The organism is Pseudomonas parafulva NBRC 16636 = DSM 17004, from assembly GCF_000730645.1.
Taxonomy (GTDB): domain Bacteria; phylum Pseudomonadota; class Gammaproteobacteria; order Pseudomonadales; family Pseudomonadaceae; genus Aquipseudomonas; species Aquipseudomonas parafulva.
This window is the reverse complement of the sequence record NZ_BBIU01000007.1, coordinates 244,744-263,841: the sequence shown is the minus strand read 5'-3', so window position 1 is coordinate 263,841 and position 19,098 is coordinate 244,744. Positions and strand designations below refer to the sequence as shown.

Sequence of the window (19,098 nt, the reverse complement as noted above, 5' to 3'; positions counted from 1 at the left end):
CCCTGACACCAGTGCCAGGGAGTGGCCGATGAACCTCTCTGGTCCTTTCATTCGCCGGCCAGTGGCGACCATGCTGCTGAGCCTGGCCATCATGCTGCTGGGCGCCGTGAGCTTCGGCCTGCTACCAGTGTCGCCGTTGCCGCAGATGGACTTCCCGGTAATCGTCGTGTCGGCCAACCTGCCCGGTGCCAGCCCGGAGGTCATGGCATCCACGGTCGCGACGCCGCTGGAGCGCAAGCTGGGCAGTATCGCGGGCGTCACCACGCTCACCAGCAGCTCCAACCAGGGCTCTACCCGGGTGATCATCGGTTTCGAGCTTGGGCGCGACATCGATGGCGCGGCCCGCGAAGTGCAGGCGGCCATCAACGCCACCCGTAACCTGTTGCCCAGTGGCATGCGCAGCATGCCCACCTACAAGAAGATCAACCCGTCCCAGGCACCGGTCATGGTGTTGTCGCTGACCTCGGATGTGTTGCAGAAAGGCCAGCTGTACGACTTGGCCGACACGATCCTGTCCCAGAGCCTGGCCCAGGTGCCTGGGGTAGGGGAGGTGCAGATTGGCGGCAGCTCGTTGCCGGCCGTGCGTATTTCTGTGGAGCCACAGTTGCTCAGCCAGTACGGCCTGTCGCTGGACGAGGTGCGTACTGCGGTCGCCAACGCCAACCAGCGCCGGCCCATGGGCTTCGTTGAGGATGCCGAGCGCAGTTGGCAGGTGCGCGCCAACGACCAACTGGAGCGTGCGCAGGATTACGGGCCGGTGGTGATCCGCCAGCAGAATGGCACCCTCCTGCGGCTGTCCGATGTGGCGACCATCACCGATGGCGTGGAAAACCGCTACAACAGTGGCTTCTTCAACGATCAGAGCGCGGTACTGCTGGTGGTCAACCGCCAGGCCGGCGCGAACATCATCCAGACCGTGGACCAGATCAAGGCGCAACTGCCCGCCTTGCAGTCGCTGCTGCCGGCAAGCGTGCAACTGAACGTGGCCATGGACCGTTCACCGGTGATCAAGGCCACCCTCAAGGAGGCCGAACACACCCTGCTGATTGCCGTGGTACTGGTAATCCTTGTGGTGTACCTGTTCCTGGGTAGCCTGCGCGCTTCGCTGATCCCCAGCCTGGCGGTGCCGGTGTCCCTGGTAGGTACCTTCGCGGTGATGTACCTGTGCGGGTTCTCGCTCAACAACCTGTCACTGATGGCGCTGATCCTGGCCACTGGCCTGGTGGTGGACGATGCCATCGTGGTGCTGGAGAACATTTCCCGCCACATCGAGGGCGGCCAGCCACCGATGAAAGCGGCGTTTCTGGGGGCCAAGGAAGTCGGCTTCACGCTGCTGTCGATGAACGTGTCGCTGGTAGCCGTGTTCGTGTCCATCCTGTTCATGGGTGGCATCGTGCGCAACCTGTTCCAGGAGTTCTCGATCACCCTGGCGGCGGCGATCATGGTCTCGCTGCTGGTGTCGCTGACCCTCACCCCCATGCTCTGCGCCCGCTGGCTCAAGCCGCACCAGGCCGAGCAAACCCGCCTGCAGCGCTGGAGCGAGGCGGTGCACCAGCGCATGGTCGGCGCCTACGACCGCAGCCTGGGTTGGGCCCTGCGCCATCGCCGCCTGACCTTGCTCAGCCTGCTGGCCACCATCGGCGTGAACATCGCGCTGTACGTGGTGGTGCCCAAGACCCTGATGCCGCAACAGGACACCGGTCAGCTGATGGGCTTCATCCGGGGGGATGACGGCCTGTCGTTCAGCGTGATGCAGCCAAAGATGGAAACCTATCGCCGCGCCTTGCTCGCCGACCCGGCGGTGCAGAGCGTAGCCGGCTTTATCGGCGGCAACAGTGGCACCAACAACGCCATGGTGCTGGTGCGCCTGAAGCCCATCGGCGAGCGCAAGCTCGATGCGCAAAAGGTCATCGAGCGGCTGCGCAAGGAAATGCCCAAGGTGCCGGGCGGGCGGTTGTTCCTGATGGCCGACCAAGACCTGCAACTGGGCGGGGGCGGCAGGGACCAGAGCTCTTCCCAGTACCTGTACACCTTGCAGAGCGGCGACCTGGCTGCCCTGCGCCTGTGGTTCCCGAAGGTTGTCGCGGCGCTGCGCGCCTTGCCTGAACTGACGGCGATCGACGCCCACGACGGTGCCGGCACCCAGCAGGTGACCCTGGTGGTCGACCGGGACCAGGCCAAGCGCCTGGGCATCGACATGCAGATGGTCACCACGGTGCTGAACAACGCCTACAGCCAGCGGCAGATCTCGACCATCTACGACAGCCTCAACCAGTATCAGGTGGTGCTGGAAATAAACCCCAAGTATGCCTGGGACCCCAGCACCCTGGAGCAGGTGCAGGTCATCACTGCAGACGGCGCGCGGGTGCCGCTGTCGACCATTGCGCATTACGAGAACAGCCTGGCCAACGACCGTGTCAGCCACGAAGACCAGTTCGCCTCCGAGGACATCGCCTTCGACGTGGCCGAAGGGTTCAGCCCCGACCAGGCGCTGGCCGCCGTGGAGCGTGCCGTGGCGAAACTGGGGCTGCCAGAGGGTGTGATCGCCAAGCTGGGTGGCACGGCTGATGCCTTTGCCAAAACGCAGGAAGGCCAGCCCTTCATGATTCTCGGTGCGCTGGTGCTGGTGTATCTGGTGCTGGGCATTCTCTACGAAAGCTACATTCACCCGCTGACGATCCTGTCGACCTTGCCGTCGGCCGGCGTCGGCGCGCTGCTGGCGCTGTACCTGACCGGTGGCGAGTTCAGCCTGATCTCGCTGCTGGGGTTGTTCCTGCTGATCGGCGTGGTGAAAAAGAACGCCATCCTGATGATCGACCTGGCGCTGCAACTGGAGCGGCACCAGGGCCTGTCGCCCGAAGAGTCGATCCGCCGGGCCTGCCTGCTGCGCCTAAGGCCAATCCTCATGACCACGCTGGCCGCCATACTCGGTGCGCTGCCGTTGCTGCTGAGCCAGGCCGAAGGCGCGGAAATGCGCCAGCCCCTGGGGCTGACCATCATCGGCGGCCTGGTGTTCAGCCAGATTCTGACCCTTTACACGACGCCGGTGGTCTACCTGTACCTGGACCGCCTGCGCCACCGCTTCAACCGTTGGCGCGGTGTGCGCACCGACGCGGCACTGGAAACCCCGCTATGACTTTTGCCAAGACTCCACTGCACCGTGCCTTGCAGGTGCTGACCCGCGGGCGCGGCTCGCGCCTGCTGGGTGCCGCGTTCAGCGTGGCGCTGCTCAGCGCCTGCACCCTGGCGCCCGACTACCATCGCCCTGAACTTGCCGGCACGGCGCAATTCAAGCATGCCGACGGCTGGACCCTTGCCAAGCCTGGCGATGCCATCGCCCGGGGCGCTTGGTGGGAGATCTACGGCGACACCCGGCTCAATGCGCTGGTGGCGGAACTCAACAGCAATAACCAGAGCGTTGCCCAGGCCGAAGCCCAGTATCGCCAGGCCCAGGCGTTGGTGCGCAGCAGCCGTGCCGGCTTGTTCCCCAGCCTGAACCTGAGCGTTAACAAGAACCGCTCGGCCCAGGGCACCGGCAGTTCCAGTTCCAGCTTGTCTACCAACAGCAGCGGCATCCGCAATACCTACAACGCCCAGTTGGGTGTCAGTTGGGAGATCGACCTGTGGGGCAAACTGCGCGAAACGCTCAATGCCAACGAAGCCAGCGCCGACGCCAGCCTGGCTGACCTTGCGGCCATGCGCCTGAGCCAGCAGTCCGAGCTGGTGCAGAACTACCTGCAACTGCGGGTGATCGACGAACAGAAACGCTTGCTGGAGGCCACCGTCGCCGCCTACGAGCGGTCGCTGCGCATGAACCAGAACCAGTACCGTGCTGGTATTGCCGGCCCCGATGCCGTAGCCCAGGCGCGTACCCAGCTCAAGAGCACTGAGGCCGACCTGATCGACCTGGCGTGGCAGCGTGCCCAGTTCGAGAACGCCATCGCTGTGTTGCTGGGCAAGACGCCAGCGCAGTTTGCCTTGGCCGATAGCAAGGACATCCCGGCCTTGCCGCAGATACCCGTGGCGTTGCCGTCACAGCTGCTCGAAAGGCGCCCCGACATCGCAGCCGCCGAGCGCAACGTGATGGCGGCCAACGCCAATATCGGCGTTTCCCGTGCCGCGTACTTCCCAGACCTGAGCCTGAGCATGAACGGCGGGTACTCCAGCAGCAGCTTCAGCAACTGGATCGAATTGCCCAACCGTTACTGGTCCGTGGGGCCGCAACTGGCGCTCACACTGTTCGATGCCGGCAAGCGCAGCGCCGAGGTAGACCGTACCGTGGCGGTGTATGACCAGACCGTGGCGCAGTACCGGCAGACGGTGCTGGACGGCTTCAAGGAGGTGGAAAACCTGCTGGTGCAGTTGAAGGTGTATGGTGACGAAGCGGTAGTGCGCCAGGAAGCCCTGGAAGCGGCCCGCGAATCCCTGCGCCTGACCGAGAACCAGTACCGCGCGGGGCTGATCGGCTACCTGGATGTGGTCAACGTGCAGGCTACCGCCCTGAGCAACGAACGCAGTGCGCTGAACCTGCTGCAAGGGCGCCTGGTGGCCAGTGTGCAACTGGTGGCGGCACTGGGGGGCGGTTGGCAGGCGCAGCAGGCGTTCAGCGAGCAGGAATGACCCACCGGGCGGCCCATTTTCGTTAGCAAAAACCCCGTGCGTTTCGCCAAAGCTTGAGTACAATCGTCAGCTTTTTCCGGGCCGCCCCGGCCCGTCTCCGGAAACTCAAATGCTGACCGCTAGCTATTCCTCTTCGCTGGTGTTGATTTCGCTGTGCGTGGCAATCCTGGCGTCCTACACCGCCCTTGACCTCACCGGCCGCATCGCCACGGCCAAAGGCCGTGCGGCTGCCGTGTGGACGGCGGGCGGCGCGCTGGCCATGGGGACCGGGGTGTGGTCCATGCATTTTGTGGGCATGCTTGCCCTGAGCCTTCCGGTCGACCTGGGGTATGACCTGCCCCTGACCGCGCTGTCGCTGCTGATTGCCGTGCTGTCCTCAGGCTTTGCCCTGTGGCTGGTCAGCCAGCCACACCTGCCCTGGCTACAGCTGGCGTTCGGGGCGCTGATCATGGGCGGCGGCATTGCCAGCATGCATTACACCGGCATGGCGGCGCTGCGCATGCTGCCGGGGATCGACTACGACCCCTCACTGTTCATGGCATCGCTGCTGATTGCCGTGGTGGCGTCGGCGGCCGCGTTGTGGATCGCCTTCCGGCTGCGCAGGCAAACGCCGTATGTCAGGCAGGTTCGGGGCCTGGCGGCGGTGGTGATGGGCCTGGCGATCGTCGGCATGCACTACACCGGCATGGCCGCGGCAAGTTTCCCGGTGGGTAGCTATTGTGGCGCCTTGCCTGGTGGGCTGCAGGGCGACGGGTTGGTCTACCTGGTATTGATCCCCACCCTGGCTGTGCTGGCGGTCGCCTTGCTGACGTCGGTGCTGGATGCCCGCCTTGAAGTACGTACCGCGGAGCTGGCCAGGTCGCTGACCCTGGCCAACCAGGAGCTCACCCAACTGGCGCTGCACGACACCCTTACCGCGTTGCCTAACCGCAGTCTGTTGGCGGACCGGATCGAGCAGGCGATTGCCAAGGTGGCGGAGCAGGGCGGGTGCTTTGCGCTGATGTTCATCGACCTGGACGGTTTCAAACCGGTGAACGATGCCTTTGGCCACCACATTGGCGACTTGTTGCTCAAGGCGGTGGCCGCTCGCCTGCGCGGTCACTTGCACAGCCAGGACACCCTGGCGCGTATCGGCGGCGACGAGTTCGTGCTGCTGGTGGAGCTGCAGACTCCAGCCGATGCCATGGATGTGGCAGTCAAGCAGGTCAACCTGGTGTCCCGACCCTTCCAGGTGGCCGACCACGAGCTGCAATTGTCGGCCAGCCTGGGCATTGTGCTTTACCCGGGCAATGGCCTTGACCAACACGAACTGCTGCGCAATGCGGACGCTGCCATGTACCACGCCAAGAGCGCGGGCAAGAACGGCTACAGTTTTTTCGACGTGTCGATGAACAGCAACGCCCGCCAGCAGTTGCAACTGCTGCAGGACCTGCGCCATGCCTTGGAGCGCCGGCAGTTGCGCCTGCATTATCAGCCCAAGTTCGAGGCCAGGGCCTGCCAGCCGATCGGTGCCGAAGCCTTGTTGCGCTGGGAACACCCTCAACACGGCCTGCTGTTGCCCGACCGCTTCATTGGCCTTGCGGAAAAGACCGGGCTGATCTTGCCCATTGGTGAGTGGGTGCTGAATGAGGCCTGCCGTCAGATGCGCCAGTGGTTGAACGAAGGGCATGTCGGCTGGCGTATTGCGGTGAACCTGTCGGCGATCCAGTTCTGCCATGCGGGGTTGGTTGACAGCGTGGCCAGCGCCCTGGCGCGCAACCACCTGCCGGCCAACTGCCTGACCCTGGAAGTGACGGAAACCACCGCCATGCACGATGCTGACGTCAGCCTAGCCGTGCTGCGACGGCTTTCCGAGATGGGGGTCGACCTGTCTATCGACGACTTTGGTACGGGCTACTCCAGTTTGCTGTACCTCAAGCGGCTACCGGCTAACGAATTGAAGATCGACCGTGGCTTTGTTCGTGAACTGGAGCAGGACAGCGAGGATGCGGCCATCGTTTCTGCCATTGTGGCGTTGGGCCAGGCATTAGGCCTGCGCATCGTTGCAGAAGGGGTAGAGACCGGGGGGCAGCAGGCGTTTCTCACGCGCCTGGGCTGTGATTCGCTGCAAGGGTACCTGCTGGGCCAGCCGGTGCCGGCCGAGCAGTTCATGAGCGGTTTGCAGGCCATGGGCCCGGCGCTGGCTGCAGTCGGCTAGCCTGCGTCGCGCAGTGTGAAGGCTGGCTGGAACGCATCGATTTCGGCTTCGACCGCCTCGATGATGCGCTCGACGTCCGCTGCCGCCATGATGGCCGTGCAGGGGATGCCGGCAATGGCCAGCAGTGTTACACCGGTGCCACGGTCGAACAGCCGCGCGACCATGCTGCGAGGCGCATCCATGCTGGCTTCGAAGCCAAGCGGATGGAAGTGCCAGCGCATCACCTGGCAGGCGTTGGGGAACGTCATCTTGTTCATGCCAGCCTCCTTGTCCTTGCCTGGACGATGGTGATGGGCGGCCGCGTCATGCGACCGCTGGGAAGGTAACCATAGCACTTGCACCGAGCGATTCTCGTTCACAAATATGACAAATGTATCAATGGATGACCCAGGTCACAGATGGGGATGCCGACGGCTTGAACAGCCGGCGCGGGGCAAACGTTTTCCTCGCCCAGATGCCTCGAATTCTGGGCGCCATGAGGCAGCGCTCCATTCCTCGCCCGCATGAGGTTTTCGGACAGGCGGTAGCCTCAATTCAACAGCCCTGCCGCGATGTTGATGGTGAACCCCAGGATGGCCGTGTTGAACACGAACCCCACCAACGAGTGGGCCAGCACCACCCGGCGCAGGTTGCGCCCGGCCACGCCCACGTCCGATGTTTGCACCGCCACGCTGATGGTGAAAGAGAAGTAATGGAAGTCCCAGTAGTCAGGCCTGCATTCGTTGTCGGCGAACCGCAGCGGCGGCTCGGGGTGCTGCCCGGCATAGAACAGCCGCGCATAGTGCAGGCTGAAGATGCAGCCGATCAGCAGCCAGGAGCCGGCAATCGTCAGCCCGGTGTACAGGTAGTGCACCGCCAGGGCGTCGCCGTGCAAGCCACGGCTCGAAACCAGCTGGAACGTCACTGCCACCAGGCTGGCAATGGCGGCCACGCACACGGTGAGCAACACCAGCCCGGCGTTTTCGTCCTCGGTGCGGGCCACCTTGCGTACTTTGTCCGGGCTGGCGTTCCAGCTCAACCACAGCACCAGTACCAAGTACAGCCATACCCCCAGGTTCCAGCCGGTCAGAATGCGCTGCACGCTGTCGCCGCCTGGGATCAACCAGCCACCCAGCAGGCCGACGATGGCGGCGATGGTCAGCCTGGGGTGGGTACGGGTAAGACGATGAAATGCCATGGGGCCTCGCAGGCAGTGGCTGATGAGCTTCACTCTAGACCGCCCAGAAGCTGGCGGGTTGCCAGGTTGTTTGTTGACTGGCCCCATCGCACCGCCATGCAACTCTCAGTACACTGCACGTTCCAACACCCACCATTCGTTGAACTCGAGGTTTATGCATGACGCTCAGTCCTTTGGCAGGCAAGCCGGCACCGGCCAGCGTGCTGGTTGATATCCCCCGCCTGCTCACGGCCTATTACACCGGCCGCCCGGATGCGGCCGTGGCGACCCAGCGGGTAGCCTTTGGCACCTCAGGGCACCGGGGCACCTCCTTCGAGTTGAGTTTCAACGAGTACCATGTGCTGGCGATCACCCAGGCCATCTGCCTGTATCGCCAGGAAAAGGGCATCGACGGCCCGTTGTTCATCGGCGCCGACACCCATGCCCTGTCGGCACCCGCTGCCGCCAGCGCCCTGGAGGTGCTGGCCGCCAACGGCGTGCAGGTGATGCTGTCCAAGGACGACGAGTACACCCCGACACCCGCCATCTCCCACGCCATCCTGTGCTATAACCGCGGGCGCGAGCAGGGCCTGGCCGACGGCATCGTCATTACCCCGTCGCACAACCCGCCCCAAAGCGGTGGGTTCAAGTACAACCCCACCAACGGTGGGCCCGCCGACAGCGACGTGACCAAGTGGATCGAAAACAAGGCCAACGAACTGCTGGCGGCGGACCTTGCTGGGGTCAAGCGCATTGATCATGCCCAGGCGCTGCTGGCGTCGACCACCCACCGCCACGACTACGTCAGCCATTACGTGGCCGACCTCGAGAACGTGATCGACTTCGACGTGATCCGGGCCGCCAAGCTGCGCCTGGGCGTCGACCCGCTGGGTGGGGCAGGGGTGCGCTACTGGTCGGCCATTGCCGAACACTACAAGCTCGACCTGGAAGTGGTGAACACCGAGGTAGACCCGACCTTCCGCTTCATGAGCGTGGACTGGGACGGCCAGATCCGCATGGACCCTTCCTCGCCTTACGCCATGCAGGGCCTGATCGGCCTGCGCGAGCGTTTTGACGTGGCTTTCGCCTGCGACCCGGACCACGACCGTCACGGTATCGTCACCCCTGAAGGGCTGCTGCAACCCAACAACTACCTGGCCGTGGCCATCGATTACCTGTATCGCCACCGCCCGCAATGGCGCAGCGACGCAGCGGTGGGCAAGACCGTGGTGTCCAGCGGTTTGATCGACCGTGTCACCGAACGGCTGGGCCGTGAGCTCTACGAAGTGCCGGTGGGCTTCAAATATTTCGCCCAGGGGCTGTTCGACGGCTCGTTGGGTTTCGGTGGCGAAGAAAGCGCCGGGGCATCGTTTCTGCGCCGCGATGGGTCGGTCTGGGCGACCGACAAGGATGGCCTGATCCCTGCGCTGCTGGCCGCTGAAATGACTGCCCGTACAGGCCGTAACCCAGGCCAGGCCTACGCGGACCTGACTGCAGCCCTTGGCAAACCTTACGCCACCCGGGTGGAGGCCAAGGCGGATGCCCGCCAGAAGGCGCTACTGAGCAAGCTGGCGCCCGAGCAAGTGAAGTCCACGGAACTGGCCGGCGAGCCGATCGTGCAGGTGCTGAGCCATGCGCCGGGCAACGGCCAGGCCATTGGTGGCCTGAAGGTGATGACCGCCAATGGCTGGTTTGCGGCACGGCCATCGGGCACTGAGGACATCTACAAGATCTACGCCGAAAGCTTCATCGATGAAGCGCATCTGCAGCGCCTGGTACAAGAAGCCCAGGTGCTGGTGGACGCCGCCATTGCCTGACAGGTGATAAAGGGGTTGGTCCTGCTGTGCGATGTAAATTAGAATTAATCCTATTTACGTCCACTGCAGGGCCATCCCCATGATCGATGCCGCGCCGCCGCCCCCACCCAGCCTGCCTGCGTTCTACCGCGAGCATCGCGGCTGGCTGGAAAACTGGCTGCGCCGGCGCATGGGCAATGCCTGGGATGCTGCCGACCTCAGCCAGGACACCTTCCTGCGCGTACTGGCCAGTGCTCAGCCGCTTGCCGACATTCACGAACCGCGTGCCTACCTGTTGACGGTGGGCAAGCGCCTGCTCAGCAACTTCTATCAGCGCCGCAGCCTTGAACAGGCCTACCTGGATGCCCTGGCGCAACTGCCCGAGCAACACGTGCCTTCGCCCGAGCAGCGCTGGGTATTGCTGGAAACCCTGCAGGCGCTGGACGAACTGCTCGATGGCTTGAAGCCTGCGGTGCGCAAGGCGTTTCTCTGGAGCCAGCTCGAAGGCTTGGGCTATGCCGAAATCGGCGTGCGCCTTGGCGTATGCGAGCGTTCGGTAAAGCGCTACATGGCTCAGGCCTACGAACATTGCCTGCTGGCCGAGCTGCAATGAACCCGCACCCCTCCGAAATGCGCGATGCCCTGCGTGGCGCTGCGCACTGGCTGTCGCTGCTGGACTCGGGCAGTGCCAGCGATGCGGACCTGTTGCGCCTTGAGCAGTGGCGGGCCAGTAACCTGGCCCATGAGCACGCCTGGCAGAAGGCACTGCTGCTGCGCCAGCGCTTTAGCAGCTTGCCCGGCAGCCTGGCTATGGCAACCCTGGACCGGCCGGATGCCGGTCGCCGGGCGGTGCTCAAGCAGGCAATTGGGGTGGCGGTGCTGTTACCGTCGGCCTGGTTGATCAGCCGCGAACTGCCTATCGACGCCTGGGCTGCGGACGTACGTACCGGGGTGGGCGAACGCCGCGAATTGCGGCTGGCCGATGGCACGTCGGTGCAGTTGAACACCGACAGCGCCGTGGATATCGACGGCCCAGGCCGGCGCATCACACTCAGGCGGGGAGAGGTGGCGGTGAAGACCCCTGGCCACCTCGACCTGCGGGTGCAGGTGCCTACCGGCCAGGTACAGCTGGGAGGCCAAGGGTCAGGCGCCGCCGATGTCTGTCTGCGCCTGCTGGATTCAGGTTGCCGAGTATCGGTGACGGGTGGCCGCGTGCGCCTGCAGCCCGGGAATGGCTCGCCCGTGGTCCTCGAAGCCGGCCAGCAGGCTAGCCTGCTCGGTAGCGGGGTGGATGCCGTGACCACTGTGGAACCCTGGCTGCTGGGCTGGCGCGAGGGCGTGCTGCGCCTGGATGATCGCCGCCTGGGCGAACTGCTGGCCGAGCTGCGCCGGTATCGCCCCGGCGTGCTGCGCTGGTCACCGGCCATCGACGGGTTGCGGGTCACCGGCACCTTCCGCCTGGACGACACGGACCAGGTACTGGCCCTGCTCGCCGCCAGCCTGCCGGTGCAGGTGCAGGCCCGCACCCGTTATTGGGTCACCCTGGCCCCACGAGAAAATTCCGCATGAGGCTGTCCCCTTTTTTTCGCTCACCGGTCATTACCGGTAGAAGACCATGAAGGGGAGCTTTTTCAGATGCGTGCAGTAAAGTCCAACCGCGTGCGCCCGCTGGTGCGCGCCGTGCGTCCGTTGTTTGCCATGAGCCTGCTGCTGAGCCTGCCCACCTGGGCCGAGGAGCCCGTGCGGCGGGCTTACCAGGTCCCTGCCGCCAGCCTTGGCGCGGCCTTGACCCGCTTTGCCGACCAGGCTGGCGTGAGCCTTTCGCTGGACCCTGCGCTGGTGCGTGGTTTGAACAGCGAGGGGTTGTCTGGCCGCTACAGCGTGGATGAAGGCTTCATGCACCTGCTGCGCGGCAGTGGCCTGCAACTGCTGCCGGTCGGCGAGGGCGCCTTTACCCTCATGCCGGCACCGCAAGCGGGCGCTGCCCTGGAAATCGCCCCCACCAGCATCGTCAGTGGCCTGCCCGCCGGCAACGACGCACAGCCCTATGCCGGCGGCCAGGTGGCGCGGCAGGGTGCCCAGGGCCTGCTGGGGGCGCGGGACTTCATGGAAACGCCGTTCAGCATCACCAGCTACACCAGCGACCTGGTCAAGAACCAGCAGGCGCGCACCTTGGGTGAGCTGGTCGCCAGCGACCCTTCGGTACGTACCACCAACCCGGCGGGCGGGCGCTTCGAGCAGTTCACCATTCGCGGTTTCAGCCTGTTCAACAGCGACGTGGCCTACAACGGCCTGTACGGCCTGCTGCCGACCTATTCCATCGACATGGAAATGGCCGACCGGGTGGACATCATCAAGGGCCCCAGCCAGCTGATCAACGGCATCGCCCCGCGTGGCAGCGTAGGGGGCGGCATCAACGTGCAGCCCAAGCGCGCCACCGACAAGCCCATCACCGAGTTCACCGGCAGCTATGCCTCGGCAGGCCAGGCAGGCGGCGCGGTGGACATTGGCCGGCGCTTCGGTGAAGGGCAGCAGTTTGGCGTGCGCTTCAACGGTGTGAAGCAATCGGGTGACACCGAATGGGACCACCAGAGCGTCGACCGTGAAATGGCGGTGCTGGGCCTGGATTTTCGCGGCGACCGCCTGCGGCTGTCGGCCGACCTGGGCCATACCGAGCGCGATACCGACGCCCCGCAGGAGCGGGTGCTGGTGGGCGCGCGCGCCAAGGTGCCGAAGGCCAGCGATGTGCACCGCAACTACGCCCAGGCCTGGAGCAAGGCGCGTACCAACGACACTTTCGGTGCCGTGCATGCCGAATACGACATCAGCGAATCGTTGCTGGCCTACGGCGCTGTGGGCGCGCGCAAGAGCAACCATGACTTCCTGCGCCACAACGTGTCGATCATCAACGATGCGGGCGACTTCACTGTGCAGCCACGTGACTTTACCCGTGACGAGTCGGTGCGCACGGCCATGGCCGGGTTACGCAACTGGTTCCACACCGGCCCGGTCAGCCACGAGGTGAACCTGGCCGCCACCTACTACTACATGGACTTCACCAACGGTGGCGCACGCTATGCGTCGTCGCCCAGCAACCTGTACCACCCGGCCGCACTACCGGCCCCTGGCACACCCACCCGGCGCGACTCCAAGGACTACACCGAGAACCGCTTCTCGGGCGTGGCCCTGGCCGACACATTGGGCTTTTTCGACGACAACCTGCTGGTCACCCTGGGCCTGCGCTGGCAGCGCGTGCAGGTGGACGACTGGAGCGATGGTGTGAAAGGCGACACAGCCTACGACGAAGAAAAGGTCTCGCCGTCGGGCGGCGTGCTGTTGAAAGTCACCGACCAGTTGTCGTTGTACGCCAACTACATGGAGGGCTTGAGCCAGGGCAAGATCGCACCTTCGACCTCCATCAACGAAGATGAAATCTTCCCGCCGTTCACCAGCCGCCAGGTTGAAGTGGGCGCCAAATACGACCTGGGCAAGGTCGCGTTCACCGCCAGCGCGTTCCGTATCCGCCAGCCCGCTTACGAAACCAACCCCGGCTCCCGCGTGTTCGGTGCCAATGGCAAGCGCAACAACCGTGGCATCGAGCTGAGCGTGTTCGGCGAGCCGCTGGACGGGGTTCGGTTGCTGGGCGGTGTGATGTACATCGACAGCGAACTGACCGATACCGTGGGCGGCGCCTATGACGGCAACCGCGCCCCCGCCACTCCGGAATACAACGTCAACCTGGGCGCCGAATGGGACGTACCCGGGGTGGACGGCCTGACGCTGACAGCGCGCGGCACCCACTCCAGCTCCCAGTACCTGGACCAGAACAACAGCAAGAAGATCGACGGCTGGGAGCGCTACGACCTGGGTGCCCGCTATGCCTTCAAGGTGGACGCCACGCAGGTCACCCTGCGCGCCAGTGTCGAGAACGTGCTGGACGACCGCTACTGGAGCTCGGCCGGTGCGCCCGATGACGCCGAGCCGGGGCTCACCTTGTCCACCCCGCGCACCTACCTGCTGTCGGCCACCGTGGGCTTCTGAGCCCCGGCGGCTGCTATGCCGGGTCGGGAATGACGGCGATCACGTCGATCTCCATCAGCCACTCGGCCTGGGCAAGCCCGGCAACCACCAGGCCGGTAGAGATGGGGAACACCCCCTTCAGCCATTTGCCCACTTCCCTGTACACCGGCTCGCGGAAACGCGGGTCGGTGATGTAGGTGGTGGTCTTGACGATGTGCGACAGGTCGGAACCGGCTTCTTCCAGCAATTGCTTGACGTTCTTCATGGCTTGCTCGGCCTGCGCCCGGGGGTCGCCCAGGCCTACCAGGTTACCTTCGAAGTCGGTGCCTACCTGGCCGCGAACATAGACCGTGTTGCCGGCGCGCACCGCCTGGCACAGGTCGTTGTCCAGGGTCTGGTTGGGGTAGGTGACCTTGGTGTTGAACATGCGGATGCGGGTGTGGGTAGGCATCAGTGGGCTCCTAGGGTGCTGACGGTGCTGAGCTTGGGGTGTGGCTGGTCATCAGCGGCGCGCTGCTCGCGGTCGCGGTAGGCCAGGTAGGTGCGCTGGGTGGCGATGTGGCCAGCGACGTGCTTGGCGTCGTGCCATACGCCCCAGATGAACGAGGAGCCACGGCGCGACAACCAGGGCAGGCCGAGGAAGTACACGCCGGGCTCGCGGGCGACACCGCGCTGGTGCTGGGGCTTGCCGTTGGCATCGAAGGTGTCCACCTGCAGCCAGCTGAAGTCCACGCCGTAGCCGGTCGCCCAGATAATGGTGGCCACACCGGCCTCGGCCAGGTCCAGTTGGCGCAGCGGGGTGCGCATGCAGGCCGGGTCGGGCAGGCGTTTGCGGGCGTCGGGCTCTTCGGGCAGGTCCAGGCCGTTGCGCGCTACATAGGCATCGGCAGCGTCGAGCAGGGCCAGGTAATTCTCGTCGCCGCGGTTGATGTTTTCTACCAGGTTGTCCTGGAAGTGCGCTACGCCATCGCTGAACGACTGGGTCAGGCCGACCAGGGTCATGCCCTGGTGGGCAAGGGCGCGAAAATCGACGGTATGGCCGCCACGGGCACCACTTACCGCGATGGTGACGTGTTCGCGCCCAGGCTTGGCGATTTCGGCATCCCATTCGCCCAGCACCCCCAGCCACCAGCAGAAGTCGCGGTTGCGGTAGGCGCGCGGTGGGCGGTCATGGGCCCCCACCGACAGGTACACCTGGCGCCCGGCGCGCATCAGTTCTTCGGCAATCTGCACCCCGGACGACCCGGCGCCCACCACCAGCACGGCACCTTCAGGCAGTTGCTGCGGGTTGAAGTAGGCGGCCGAGTGGATCTGATGCAGGTTGGTGTCCTTGGGGGCGATGGCCGGGATCACAGGCTTCTGGAACGGCCCGGTGGCAGCCACCACCCGGTTGGCGCGGATCACGCCCTCGTTGGTTTCGATGGTGAAGCCGGGGCGGTCGCTGTTGCGCACTACCTTGCGCACCTCGATGCCGGTGCGCACCGGCAGGTTGTACTTGCGTACGTAGTGTTCGAAGTAGTCGGCTACCTGGTCCTTGCCGGCAAAGGCATCAGCGTCCATGTCGAACGCCAGGCCCGGGAAGCGGTCGTGCCATACCGGGCCGTTGGCCACCAGCGAATCCCAGCGGCCGGTGCGCCAGGCTTCGGCAATGCGGTTGCGTTCCAGTACCAAGTGCGGCACGCCCAGCTTGCTCAGGTGTTCGCTCATGGCCACACCGGCCTGGCCGGCGCCGACGACGAGGGTGTCGATTTCGAGGTTGTTCAGTGTCATGTCCGAGCCCTTGTTCAGGCGGTTTTTGTGAGGTCGGTTGGAAGACCGCCGTTTACCTGGGGCCAGACTAGGGATGCCCGGACAATGGCGAAAATAGTATTTAGCTGGTGCTTGCCGATAAATTGGCGAAGGCCCCGGCGGGCCGGGGGTGCACCGTGCATGGTGGCCGTTCGGGCGTGCCAGCGGGGGGCGAAGGGTTAGTTTTTTGTTGCTCAAGGCCTCGGAAAAAGGTGGTTTCCTGGGCCTCGGGCTTGCTCGCAGAATGCCTTCCAACCGCATAGCACAACAGGATCCATGCCATGACCTTCTCCATCATCGGGCGCTGCCAGGAAACCGGCCAGGTCGGTATCGCCATCAGTTCTTCCAGCATCGCGGTCGGTGCCCGCTGCCCCTGGGTCAGGGCTGGGGTAGGCGCGGTTGCTACGCAGAACGTCACCTTGCCGGCCCTCGGGCCGCAGATTCTCGACGCCCTTGAGCGCGGGCAATTGCCCCCGGCCACCGCCCTGGACCAGGTGCTGAGCGCCAATGGCTGGAGTGAGTATCGCCAGGTGACGGTGATCGACAGCCACGGCCAGGTGGCGCTGTTCACCGGGCGTGAAGCCCTTGGCACCCATCATGCCGTGGCCGGGGAGCAGTGCGCGGCAGCCGGTAACCTGTTGGCCTCGGCCGCCGTGATAGAGGCCATGGTGCAGGCATTCGAGCAGGCCAGCGGGCACCTGGCTGACCGCCTGCTGGCCGCCATGCACGCGGCGATGGCGGCAGGCGGTGAAGCCGGGCCGGTCCATTCTGCCGCGCTCAAGGTTGCCGGCGAGCTGACCTGGCCGCTGGTGGACCTGCGGGTAGACTGGGCCGACAACGACCCCATCGGCGCCCTGCAGGGCTTGTGGCAGGCCTATCGCCCGCAGATGCAAGACTATGTGACCCGCGCCCTGGACCCGACCGCAGCCCCCAGCTACGGGGTGGCGGGCGATGAGTGAGTTCGCCAGCCGCGCGCTGTTGGCCCGGTTGGTGGGCTTTGCCACGGTCAGCCGCGACTCCAACCTGGACCTGATTGGCTTCGTGCGCGACTACCTGGCCAGCCTGGGCGTTGCCAGTGAGCTGTTCCTCAACACAGAGGGCACCAAGGCTAACCTGTTCGCCACCATCGGCCCCACAGACGTCGCGGGTATCGTGCTGTCGGGGCATACCGACGTGGTGCCGGTCGATGGCCAGGCCTGGACGGTGGCACCGTTCGCGCTCAGCGAGCACGACGGCCGGCTTTATGGGCGGGGCACCGCCGACATGAAAGGCTTCATCGCCTCGGTGCTGGCGGCAGTCCCGGCATTGCTGGCCGAGCCGCTGCGCATGCCTGTGCACCTGGCGTTTTCCTATGACGAAGAGGTGGGCTGCCTGGGGGTGCGCTCCATGCTGGCCGCCCTTGAACAGCGCCCGCTCAAGCCCCGGCTCTGCCTGATCGGCGAGCCTACCGAACTCAAGCCGGTGCTTGGGCACAAGGGTAAGCTGGCCGTGCGCTGCCAGGTGCAGGGTGCAGCCTGCCACTCGGCGTACGCTCCGTACGGGGTCAATGCCATCGAATATGCGGCCAAGCTGATTGGCAAACTGGGTGACCTGGGTGAGGCGCTGGCCAGCCCCGAACGGCATGACTGCCGTTTCGACCCGCCGTTCTCCACGGTGCAGACCGGCGTGATCAAAGGGGGCACGGCGCTCAATATCGTGCCGGCGCATTGCGAGTTCGATTTCGAAGTGCGGGCCTTGCCAGGCTTCGATGCCGCCACGGTAGCCAGCGAGTTGCAGCAGTATGCCGACGCCGAGTTGCTGCCACGGATGCGCAAGGTCAACCGCGAGAGCGCTATCCGCTTGCAACCCTTGAGTGCCTACCCTGGGCTGGCGACCCCGGCAGACAGCGAGGCGGCGCAGTTGCTGGCGTTGCTCAGTGGCTCGGAGGCTTTCGGTACGGTGGCGTTTGGCACGGAAGGAGGGCTGTTCGACCAGGCCGGTATCCCGACCGTGGTGTGTGGCCCTGGTAGCATGGACCAGGGCCACAAGCCCGACGAGTTCGTCAGCGTCGAGCAGTTGCGGGCGTGTGACGCGATGTTGGCCAGGCTGGTGGCCTACCTGCGCCAGATGCCTGTCAGAAGCTGGCCTTGACCTGCAGCCCGACCACCAGGGCGTTGTCGATGGCTTTGCCAGAGAACGCGCCTGGCTCGATGATGTACTGCACATCCGGCCGCAGGTTCAGCCACGGTGTGGCCTGGTAGCCGTAACTCAGTTCGATCAACTGCTCGGCGCTGTCGATGTCCGGGTAGGGGCGCCCGGCATCGAAGGCAGCCGCTTGCTGGACGTCCCGGCTGCGTGGGTTGGGCACCGCACGGCCGTAGCCCAGGGCCACGGTATCCCGCGGCCGCCCCTGGAACGGTTGATACAACACCACGCCTGCGCCATACCACTTGGTGAAAGGCGAAGCCGCCTTGCTGGACGCCGAGTACTGGCCAAAAGCATGCAGGCTGCGCCCTGGCAGGCCAGGGTCGTTCCACACGGCCTGGTCAATCAGCAGGTAGTGGCCGCCGCGGCCCGCCACCTGCTTGTCGCTGCCGATACGCTTGGCGTCGGAGCTGTCGTAGTAGTAACCCAGCTTGTACTCGCCGGGCAGCTCGCCCTGAAGCTTGTAGACCAGCTCAACCGGCACCACGGTGCCAGTAGTGTGCTTGGGCCCCAGGTGCCAGGCCCGGCTGGAATTGCCGTTGCTTTCCGGGTCGACGTTGAAGGCGGCAACCCGCAGTTGCCAGGCGGGCGACAGGTCATACTTCACGCGCACGCCAAGGCGGGCGTTGGGGTAGTTGGTCCAGCCGCTGCCACCGGACATGTTCAGCGGGTGGCCGCAGAAACCGGCATTCATGAAGTTGCACAAAATGCCACTGTCCAGGCCGCCCAGGTCGTTGCCCATGGCCATGTAGCCGAGCTTCACGTTCAGCGCCGGGGTAAACAGGGTGCGCTCGTAGCTCAGTTCGGTCAGGCGGGTGTAGAGGCCGCCGTAGTTTTCCTGAATCGGCAGTCGGTTGCCTACCAGGTCTTCGGAGGCGCTGTTGCCCCGGCGATCGTTGATGGTCAGCTGCACCTTACCGCCATTGTCCAGGCCATACAGCTTGGACAGGTCAAACTGGACGCCCAGTTTGACGTTTTGCGAGTAACGCGCCGAGCGGTGCAGGCCGCCGTGAGCGTTGTAGGCGGTTTCACCGCTGTAGTCGGCGGTGAAGCGGATGCCGTCTGCCTCAAGCTGATGGCGCAGGCCGCCCCAGTCGCCTGTCAGCGTGCTGCGGGTCATCAGGTCGCCGTCGGCGAGGGCAGGGGTGCTGGCCAGGGCCAGCAGCAAAGCAGGAGTCATGCGGGTTGCGGATAGCATTGCGGGGGTCTCGGGGAGTCTTTCGGGGCCTCTTGGCGGGTAAAACCGCCCTCACACAGGCGGGTAGCACACCCGCCTGCACAAGCCGGCGCACCGGGCCGGCTGTGGGGTTGGGTGCGCCTGCTCCTTGTAGGAGCAG

Annotated in this window: 14 protein-coding genes; 9 read left to right on the top strand and 5 right to left on the bottom strand. The window is 65.1% G+C overall.

The genetic code is table 11. The annotated features are described in order from the left end of the window. Nucleotides 1-28 precede the first annotated feature (28 nt). The 3 genes from PPA02S_RS06865 (at nucleotide 29) to PPA02S_RS06855 (ending at nucleotide 6,817) form a co-directional block, all read left to right on the top strand. On the top strand, nucleotides 29-3,136 hold the full coding sequence (locus PPA02S_RS06865) for an efflux RND transporter permease subunit (RefSeq protein WP_028633823.1): 3,108 nt from the start codon (nucleotides 29-31) through the stop codon (nucleotides 3,134-3,136). After that, nucleotides 3,133-4,620: an efflux transporter outer membrane subunit gene (locus PPA02S_RS06860; protein WP_028633824.1), complete on the top strand. Its 1,488-nt coding sequence runs from the start codon at nucleotides 3,133-3,135 to the stop codon at nucleotides 4,618-4,620. Before PPA02S_RS06865 ends, PPA02S_RS06860 begins: the two co-directional genes overlap by 4 nt. A 109-nt stretch (nucleotides 4,621-4,729) precedes the next feature. Next, nucleotides 4,730-6,817: a putative bifunctional diguanylate cyclase/phosphodiesterase gene (locus tag PPA02S_RS06855; protein WP_028633825.1), complete on the top strand. Its 2,088-nt coding sequence runs from the start codon at nucleotides 4,730-4,732 to the stop codon at nucleotides 6,815-6,817. Here PPA02S_RS06855 and PPA02S_RS06850 read toward each other — a convergent pair. Together PPA02S_RS06850 and PPA02S_RS06845 are read right to left on the bottom strand one after the other, a co-directional pair. Continuing rightward, nucleotides 6,814-7,074: a DUF1652 domain-containing protein gene (locus tag PPA02S_RS06850; RefSeq protein ID WP_028633826.1), complete on the bottom strand. Its 261-nt coding sequence runs from the start codon at nucleotides 7,072-7,074 to the stop codon at nucleotides 6,814-6,816. The genes PPA02S_RS06855 and PPA02S_RS06850 overlap by 4 nt on opposite strands. A gap of 272 nt (nucleotides 7,075-7,346) precedes the next feature. Then, on the bottom strand, nucleotides 7,347-7,994 hold the full coding sequence (locus PPA02S_RS06845) for a DUF1345 domain-containing protein (RefSeq protein ID WP_028633827.1): 648 nt from the start codon (nucleotides 7,992-7,994) through the stop codon (nucleotides 7,347-7,349). Between the two features lie 158 nt (nucleotides 7,995-8,152). Between PPA02S_RS06845 and pgm the strand changes: the two genes are divergently transcribed. The 4 genes from pgm to PPA02S_RS06825 all read left to right on the top strand — a co-directional run bounded on the left by pgm (nucleotide 8,153) and on the right by PPA02S_RS06825 (nucleotide 13,810). Continuing rightward, complete coding sequence (gene pgm / locus PPA02S_RS06840; RefSeq protein WP_028633828.1) at nucleotides 8,153-9,790, top strand: phosphoglucomutase (alpha-D-glucose-1,6-bisphosphate-dependent); 1,638 nt, start codon at nucleotides 8,153-8,155, stop codon at nucleotides 9,788-9,790. 79 nt (nucleotides 9,791-9,869) lie between these two features. Continuing rightward, nucleotides 9,870-10,382, top strand: coding sequence for a sigma-70 family RNA polymerase sigma factor (locus PPA02S_RS06835; RefSeq protein WP_028633829.1), 513 nt, complete (start codon nucleotides 9,870-9,872; stop codon nucleotides 10,380-10,382). Next, on the top strand, nucleotides 10,379-11,338 hold the full coding sequence (locus PPA02S_RS06830; protein WP_028633830.1) for a FecR domain-containing protein: 960 nt from the start codon (nucleotides 10,379-10,381) through the stop codon (nucleotides 11,336-11,338). Before PPA02S_RS06835 ends, PPA02S_RS06830 begins: the two co-directional genes overlap by 4 nt. A gap of 66 nt (nucleotides 11,339-11,404) precedes the next feature. Beyond that, on the top strand, nucleotides 11,405-13,810 hold the full coding sequence (locus PPA02S_RS06825) for a TonB-dependent receptor (protein ID WP_028633831.1): 2,406 nt from the start codon (nucleotides 11,405-11,407) through the stop codon (nucleotides 13,808-13,810). A 13-nt stretch (nucleotides 13,811-13,823) separates the two neighbouring features. Here PPA02S_RS06825 and PPA02S_RS06820 read toward each other — a convergent pair whose 3' ends face one another. Beyond that, nucleotides 13,824-14,240: a RidA family protein gene (locus PPA02S_RS06820; protein WP_028633832.1), complete on the bottom strand. Its 417-nt coding sequence runs from the start codon at nucleotides 14,238-14,240 to the stop codon at nucleotides 13,824-13,826. Beyond that, nucleotides 14,240-15,559 carry a flavin-containing monooxygenase gene (locus PPA02S_RS06815; protein ID WP_028633833.1) on the bottom strand — a complete coding sequence of 440 codons (1,320 nt, stop codon included), beginning with the start codon at nucleotides 15,557-15,559 and terminating at the stop codon, nucleotides 14,240-14,242. The genes PPA02S_RS06820 and PPA02S_RS06815 overlap by 1 nt, the downstream gene beginning before the upstream one ends. Nucleotides 15,560-15,858: 299 nt before the next feature. Here PPA02S_RS06815 and PPA02S_RS06810 point away from each other — a divergent pair, with 299 nt between their 5' ends. Beyond that, nucleotides 15,859-16,536, top strand: a complete 678-nt coding sequence (locus PPA02S_RS06810) for a DUF1028 domain-containing protein (protein ID WP_028633834.1) — start codon at nucleotides 15,859-15,861, stop codon at nucleotides 16,534-16,536. Beyond that, nucleotides 16,529-17,707, top strand: coding sequence for an acetylornithine deacetylase (gene argE / locus PPA02S_RS06805; protein ID WP_028633835.1), 1,179 nt, complete (start codon nucleotides 16,529-16,531; stop codon nucleotides 17,705-17,707). Before PPA02S_RS06810 ends, argE begins: the two co-directional genes overlap by 8 nt. Here argE and PPA02S_RS06800 read toward each other — a convergent pair. Next, on the bottom strand, nucleotides 17,691-18,959 hold the full coding sequence (locus tag PPA02S_RS06800) for a carbohydrate porin (protein WP_028633836.1): 1,269 nt from the start codon (nucleotides 18,957-18,959) through the stop codon (nucleotides 17,691-17,693). The genes argE and PPA02S_RS06800 overlap by 17 nt on opposite strands. Between the last annotated feature and the right edge of the window lie 139 nt (nucleotides 18,960-19,098).

Excerpts from the sequence above, each read along its gene's own strand:
- PPA02S_RS06810 (WP_028633834.1), top strand. The coding sequence starts at position 15,859 with ATGACCTTCTCCATCATCGGGCGCTGCCAGGAAACCGGCCAGGTCGGT.
- PPA02S_RS06860 (WP_028633824.1), top strand. The coding sequence starts at position 3,133 with ATGACTTTTGCCAAGACTCCACTGCACCGTGCCTTGCAGGTGCTGACC.
- PPA02S_RS06820 (WP_028633832.1), bottom strand. The coding sequence starts at position 14,240 with ATGCCTACCCACACCCGCATCCGCATGTTCAACACCAAGGTCACCTAC.
- PPA02S_RS06865 (WP_028633823.1), top strand. The coding sequence starts at position 29 with ATGAACCTCTCTGGTCCTTTCATTCGCCGGCCAGTGGCGACCATGCTG.
- PPA02S_RS06845 (WP_028633827.1), bottom strand. The coding sequence starts at position 7,994 with ATGGCATTTCATCGTCTTACCCGTACCCACCCCAGGCTGACCATCGCC.
- PPA02S_RS06835 (WP_028633829.1), top strand. The coding sequence starts at position 9,870 with ATGATCGATGCCGCGCCGCCGCCCCCACCCAGCCTGCCTGCGTTCTAC.
- PPA02S_RS06825 (WP_028633831.1), top strand. The coding sequence starts at position 11,405 with ATGCGTGCAGTAAAGTCCAACCGCGTGCGCCCGCTGGTGCGCGCCGTG.
- PPA02S_RS06855 (WP_028633825.1), top strand. The coding sequence starts at position 4,730 with ATGCTGACCGCTAGCTATTCCTCTTCGCTGGTGTTGATTTCGCTGTGC.
- pgm (WP_028633828.1), top strand. The coding sequence starts at position 8,153 with ATGACGCTCAGTCCTTTGGCAGGCAAGCCGGCACCGGCCAGCGTGCTG.
- argE (WP_028633835.1), top strand. The coding sequence starts at position 16,529 with ATGAGTGAGTTCGCCAGCCGCGCGCTGTTGGCCCGGTTGGTGGGCTTT.
- PPA02S_RS06830 (WP_028633830.1), top strand. The coding sequence starts at position 10,379 with ATGAACCCGCACCCCTCCGAAATGCGCGATGCCCTGCGTGGCGCTGCG.
- PPA02S_RS06800 (WP_028633836.1), bottom strand. The coding sequence starts at position 18,959 with ATGCTATCCGCAACCCGCATGACTCCTGCTTTGCTGCTGGCCCTGGCC.
- PPA02S_RS06815 (WP_028633833.1), bottom strand. The coding sequence starts at position 15,559 with ATGACACTGAACAACCTCGAAATCGACACCCTCGTCGTCGGCGCCGGC.
- PPA02S_RS06850 (WP_028633826.1), bottom strand. The coding sequence starts at position 7,074 with ATGAACAAGATGACGTTCCCCAACGCCTGCCAGGTGATGCGCTGGCAC.